A 6,000-nucleotide genomic window follows, 5' to 3' on the forward strand; every position below is an offset into this window, starting at 1 on the left:
AAATATAGGAAACTCTCGGCGATTGTGCAATATTTCGGGCCGTTTTTGCGAAAAATTTTCGGCCCGAAATATCATCCTCTCACCGGATTACTCCTCTTTGTGGCCCCGACGTTCCGGACGGGGGCGGCGTTCGCGTTCCACATAGCCCTCCGGTTTGGGGAGAAGCGCTTTGCGCGAAAGTTTCAGTTTTCCGGTCTTGGCGTCCACACCGATGAGTTTCACGTCGATTTCGTCGCCTTCTTTCAGACCCGTTTCGTCCATCGTCTCGAAGCGTTTGTAGTCGATTTCCGAGATGTGGAGCAGGGCGTCCTTGCCCGGCATGATTTCGACGAATGCGCCGAACGCTACGATGGAGCGGATTTTGCCGTGGTAGGTTTCGCCTACTTCCGGCACCGCTACGATGGCTTTGATGCGGGCCAGAGCGCCGTCCAGCGCGGCTTTGTCGATGCCGAAGATGTCCACGATGCCTTTCTGGTCCACTTCGGTGATGGTGATGGTCGTGCCGGTGGTCTTCTGAATGTCCTGGATCACCTTGCCGCCCGGGCCGATGACGGCGCCGATCATATCCTGCGGGATGGTAATCTGTACGATGCGCGGTACGAACGGGCGGTAGTCGGCGCGAGGTTCGGCTATGCACTCCGTAATCTTGTCAAGGATGTGCATGCGGCCCTTGCGTGCCTGCTCCAGCGCCGCGGCCAGTACTTCGTACGACAGACCGTCGACCTTGATGTCCATCTGCGTGGCGGTGATACCGTCGCGGGTACCCGTCACCTTGAAGTCCATGTCGCCCAGGTGGTCTTCGTCGCCCAGGATGTCCGACAGCACGGCCCATTTGCCGCTCGCCGAATCCGAAATCAGACCCATGGCGATACCCGACACGGGTTTCTTGATTTTCACACCCGCATCCATCAGCGCCAGCGTGCCGGCGCAGACGGTCGCCATCGACGACGAGCCGTTCGATTCCAGGATGTCCGATACCACGCGCACGGCGTAGGGGTTCTCCTCGCCCAGCGGTATCATCGGCTTCAGCGCGCGCCATGCCAAGTGTCCGTGGCCGATTTCGCGGCGGCTCAGACCGCGTGCGGCCTTGGCTTCGCCCGTCGAGAAAGGCGGGAAATTGTAGTGCAGTACGAATTGTTCGGTGCCCTGTACCAGTACTTCGTCCTTGACTTTCTCATCAAGTTTCGTACCGAGCGTCACGGTCGTCAGCGACTGCGTTTCGCCGCGGGTGAAAATCGCCGAGCCGTGGGCGGCGGGCAGGTAGCCCACTTCGCACCAGATGGGGCGGATTTCGTCCGTGCGGCGGCCGTCCAGGCGCTTGCCCTCGTCGAGAATCATGTTGCGCATGGCCTTCTTCTGCACGTCGTCGTGGAAGTACTTGTGAATCAGCGGGGCTTTCTCCACCAGTTCCTCCTCGGTGTAGCGCGAGGCGAATTCGGCTTCCAGCGCATCGAACATGTCGCTGCGTTCGTGTTTCATCGTGCCGCTCGTGGCGATGGCGTAGGCCTTGTCGTAGAGTTCGCGGATGATAGTCTGGCGCAGTTCTTCGTCGTTGACTTCGTGGCAGTAGGTGCGTTTCACATCCTTGCCCAGTTCCTTGGCCAGTTCGATTTGGACGGCGCAGTGTTTCTTGATCTCTTCGTGGGCGAACTTGATGGCTCCGAGCATCACTTCCTCCGAAACCTCCTTCATCTCGCCCTCGACCATCAGAATGTTGTCGATCGTACCGCCGACCATGATGTCCAGGTCGCATTCGGCCATCTCCGAGAATCCGGGGTTGATGGCGTACTGGCCGTTCTTGCGTACGACGCGCACTTCCGAAATCGGGCCGCCGAACGGAATGTCCGACACGGCCAGTGCGGCCGATGCGGCCAGTCCGGCCAGCGCATCGGGTTGAATATCCTTGTCCGCCGAAATCAGGTTCACCGTGACGTAAACTTCGGCGTGGTAGTCCGAGGGGAACAGCGGGCGCAGGGCACGGTCGATCAGACGTGCCGTGAGCACCTCCGCGTCGTTGGCCTTGCCTTCGCGTTTCATGAAGCCGCCCGGATAGCGGCCGCACGAGGCGTATTTCTCCTTGTATTCGACTTGCAGGGGCATGAAGTCGGTGTCGGGTTTGGCGTCTTTGGCCGCTACGACAGTACCCAGCAGCATCGTGTCGCCCATCTTGACGACTACCGAGCCGTCGGCCTGCTTGGCCAGCTTGCCCGTTTCGATCTCGATCTGGCGTCCGTCGGCCAGCGTGATGATCTTGCGGACTGCATTGTACAGCTTCTTTTCTTCCATAAAATTTTTTGACCTATAGTACTTGTTGTTGTTCGTTTTTACGAAAATGAAGGCAATCCCTTTGTGGGAGATTGCCCTCATTTCTTCCTCGCGGATTACTTGCGGAGGTTGAGCGTCTTGACGATGGCGCGGTAGCGCTCGATGTCGACCTCCTTGAGGTATTCCAGCAACTGGCGGCGCTTACCTACCAGGCGCAGCAGTGCGCGCTGGGTGCCGAAGTCGTGCTTGTTGCTCTTGAGGTGGTTCGTAAGGTGGCTGATACGGTACGAGAACAGCGCGATCTGGCTCTCGGGAGAACCCGTGTCGGTGTTGGACTTGCCGTACTGGCCGAAAAGCTCCTGCTTTTTTTCTGCGGTTAAATAAGCCATTTGTGTGTTGAGTTATTTAAGTTCCACTCTACGACGCATTCCCCTTACCGGAATCACGCCAGAGCGTTCGGCAAAGGTACGAATAAATTGATAATTAAAAATTAAAAATGAAGAATTATTGCTTATTTGCAATAAAAAGGGCGTATCTCCCGGGAAAATCGTATTTTTGCGGTATAAAAGTATGAATTTTATGCTGAAAGGGTATATGGCGTGTGCCGTCGCCGCGGTCTGTCTGGCGGCCGCGGGGTGTTCGCTCCGCAAGGATTACACGGTCGTCGAGGGGGTCATGTTGGGGACTTCGCTGCGGGTTGTGGCCGACGTCGAGGGAGTCGGTAAGCAGGAGTTGTATGCCGCTGTCATGGAGCTCGACCGCGAGGCCAAGGCGTCGATGTCGATTTTCGACGAGGGTTCGCTGCTCAGCCGGCTGAACCGCAACGAGACCGACAGCGTCGACCGCCATATAGCTTATTGTCTCTGGCTCGCCGACAGCATCGGCGCTTTAAGTAGCGGCCGTTACGACGTCACCGTCAAGCCGTTGGTCGAGGCATGGGGTTTTGCCGGCAAGGAGCCTGCGCGCGAGCCGAACCTCGATTCGCTGTTGGAGTTCGTCGGGCGTGAAAAGGTGGCTGTTCGCGACGGCCGGCTGTTCAAGTCCGACCCGCGCGTGCAGCTGGATTTCAATTCGGTGGCCAAAGGGTATACGGTCGATTTGCTGGCCGGGCTGGTCGAGCGGTTCGGGGCGCAGAATTACCTGGTCGACATCGGCGGCGAGGTGCGCTGCAAGGGGGCCAACCGGCAGGGCAGGCCGTGGCGAATCGGGGTCGAAACTCCGTTCGACGGCAACATGACCGACGGCGAATATGTCCAGAAGCGCGTGCGGATGACCGACGGCGGACTGGCTACGTCGGGCAATTATCGGCGGTTCTATATCGACAGGCAGGGCCGCAAGGTGGCCCATACCATCGACCCGCAGACGGGCCGCAGCGCCGTGTCGCGGCTGCTGTCGGTCACGGCGGCCGCTCCGACCTGCGCCGAAGCCGATGCGCTCGGGACCATGTTCCTGGCAATGGGGGCCGACGATGCGCTCGCCGTTGCGCAGTCGATGCCCGGGGTCCGGGTTTATTTCATCCTGGCGGGCGACGACGGTTACGAAGAGTATGTTTCTCCTGCCATGCAGGAACTGATAATGAATTGAGCAAGCCATGAAAAGTGCCGTGTTCCTTTACAACGCCCAGTCCGGCAGAGGCCGTATCCGGCGCAACGTCGAGCGGGTCTGCGACGTTTTCCGCGAGGGGGGCTACGACATTCTGCCCGTACCCATCGACTTCGGTGCCAATCCGTTCGACGGCCGCGAGCAGATCGACCTGATGGTGGTCGCGGGCGGCGACGGGACGGTCAATTTCGTGGTCAACGCCATGAAGCAGAAAGGGCTGGACATCCCCGTCGGCATCATCCCGGCCGGTACGGCCAACGACTTCGCCAAGGCGCTCGGCATGTCCGACAGGCCGCTCGAAGCGGCGCGGCAGATTGCGTTCGGGCGCGTCGACCGGGTCGACTGCGGACGCGTCAACAACCAGTATTTCGTCAACGTGCTTTCGTTCGGCATCTTCACCACCACCTCGCAGCACACCTCCAACACCAGCAAGCACCTCATCGGCAAGCTGGCCTATCTGATCGAGGGGGTCAAGGAGTTCCGGTCGATGCACGCCGTGCCGCTCGAAGTGGTGGCCGACGGCGAGGCTTTCGACCTCGATTCGCTTATCGTGCTGGTTTTCAACGGAGAGACTGCCGGAGGGTTCCGCCTGGCGCGCAATTCGTCGGTGCGCGACGGGCTGTTCGATTGCCTGATGCTCGAAAAGAAGAACGTCATCCGTTCGACCGAGGCGATGATTCGCTATCTGTTGGGCGGCAGGCCCCGCATCATCCGTCAGTTGCAGGCCCGGCAGCTCGACATCCGGTCTGCTCTCAACGAGCCTACCGACGTCGACGGGCAGAAAGGGGCCGGGTTTCCGCTCCATATCGAGTGCCTGCCCGGCGGGCTGCAGGTCATGTGCGCCAACGATAACTAACCGTCATTCCGACCATGCCACAGAGTGTCAAATACAAGTCCGCGGCCGCGCGCGAGAATCTGAAGAAGGTTTCGATTTCGCGCATCAAGAAGGAGATGGCCGACGTTTCCTATCTTTCGGACGACCTGGTGATTACTTCGCTGGACGCCCAGCACAACACCACGGCCCAGTATCCCGTGACCATCGACGGTTTTTCGGTCGTCGTCATGATGGCGGGCGAAGCGACCGTCTCCATCGACATGAAGAACCACGTCGTGCGGCCCAATTCGATTGTCTTCTTCAACCCCGGCAGCATCATCCGCACGGTCAAGTGTTCGGCCAACGCCGCGGCGTTCGTGCTCGCTTTTTCCAAGTCGTTCGTCAACGAAATCCAAATCGACCTCTCGGCGTCGCTGCCCGTCTACATGCGTTTCGGCAAGAATCCCGTGCTGCAGGTTTCGCAGCAGGACGTCGCCGAAATCCGGCAGGTGTTCCGGCTTGTCAAGTCCATGCTGCTCAGCGACAAGGAGCGTTACCGCCACGAGATCATCCGGTCGCTGTTCACCACGGCGTTCTATCTGATTATCGACATCAACCAGCGCGAGGAGCACGGCGGGCAGAAGCAGGGGCGCTGCGAGGTGCTTTTCAGCGAGTTCATGAAGCTGTTGGAGGCGCACCACAAAAGCCAGCGCAACGTCAGTTTCTACGCCCGGCAGCTCAACATCACGCCCAAATACCTCTCGGCCGCGGTCAAGGAGGTCAGCGGCAAGACCGCCGCAAGGTGGATCGACGAATCGGTCATCCTCGAAGCCAAGACCTTGCTGAAATATTCCGGCATGAGCATCCAGGAAATCGCCTACCACCTCAATTTCTCGACCCAGTCCTTCTTCGGCAAGTATTTCAAGCAACATACCGGTACTTCGCCTTCGCGTTACAAGAGGCGGGGTTAAGCAAGGCAGCTTTGGCCCGGAGTGGCATGGGTTACGGCTCATTCAAGCACTTTTTTCGCCTTGACGTTTCGGTTCGTCGAAAGGGTGCTGCCAGCGTGGCCACGCAGATTCAGCAATCCGCTGGTGGCGGAACGGTACGTTATGGAGCCGCCGCCAGTCATTCATTCCAGTCTGGCAGAAAACTTGGGTTAATGAATAATTAACAATGAATAGTGAATAATTGCTTTTTCATGTCTTTGTCAATTATTCCTTATTAACTATTCATTATTCGTTTTTCTGTCATTCATCCGAGCGATTGCTTCAGCGCCTGCTGCGGGCTACCGCGCCCGTGAGTCGGGAGCCTTGACG

The 6,000-nt window shown here is 58.6% G+C and carries 5 protein-coding genes; 3 read left to right on the plus strand and 2 right to left on the minus strand.

The window, feature by feature from the left end:
- Positions 1–87 precede the first annotated feature (87 nt).
- Complete coding sequence (gene pnp, locus NFR47_RS07545) at positions 88–2,286, minus strand: polyribonucleotide nucleotidyltransferase (RefSeq protein ID WP_251214961.1); 2,199 nt, start codon at positions 2,284–2,286, stop codon at positions 88–90.
- Positions 2,287–2,381: 95 nt separating this feature from the next.
- Positions 2,382–2,654 carry a 30S ribosomal protein S15 gene (gene rpsO / locus NFR47_RS07550; RefSeq protein ID WP_019151684.1) on the minus strand — a complete coding sequence of 91 codons (273 nt, stop codon included), beginning with the start codon at positions 2,652–2,654 and terminating at the stop codon, positions 2,382–2,384.
- 190 nt (positions 2,655–2,844) lie between these two features.
- On the opposite strand from rpsO, the gene NFR47_RS07555 reads away from it, so the two are divergent.
- Genes NFR47_RS07555 through NFR47_RS07565 form a run of 3 tightly spaced genes read left to right on the plus strand, consistent with a single transcriptional unit; the run spans position 2,845 to position 5,652 of the window.
- Positions 2,845–3,849 (plus strand): FAD:protein FMN transferase, encoded by a 1,005-nt coding sequence (locus tag NFR47_RS07555; RefSeq protein ID WP_251214962.1) that lies wholly within the window; start codon positions 2,845–2,847, stop codon positions 3,847–3,849.
- A 7-nt stretch (positions 3,850–3,856) separates the two neighbouring features.
- Positions 3,857–4,723: a YegS/Rv2252/BmrU family lipid kinase gene (locus tag NFR47_RS07560; RefSeq protein ID WP_251214963.1), complete on the plus strand. Its 867-nt coding sequence runs from the start codon at positions 3,857–3,859 to the stop codon at positions 4,721–4,723.
- Between the two features lie 14 nt (positions 4,724–4,737).
- Entirely contained in the window at positions 4,738–5,652 is a 915-nt protein-coding gene (locus NFR47_RS07565; protein ID WP_251214964.1) for an AraC family transcriptional regulator, read from the plus strand.
- Positions 5,653–6,000 lie beyond the last annotated feature (348 nt).

This window comes from Alistipes muris, from assembly GCF_943193205.1.
In the GTDB taxonomy this organism is placed as follows: Bacteria; Bacteroidota; Bacteroidia; order Bacteroidales; family Rikenellaceae; genus Alistipes; species Alistipes muris.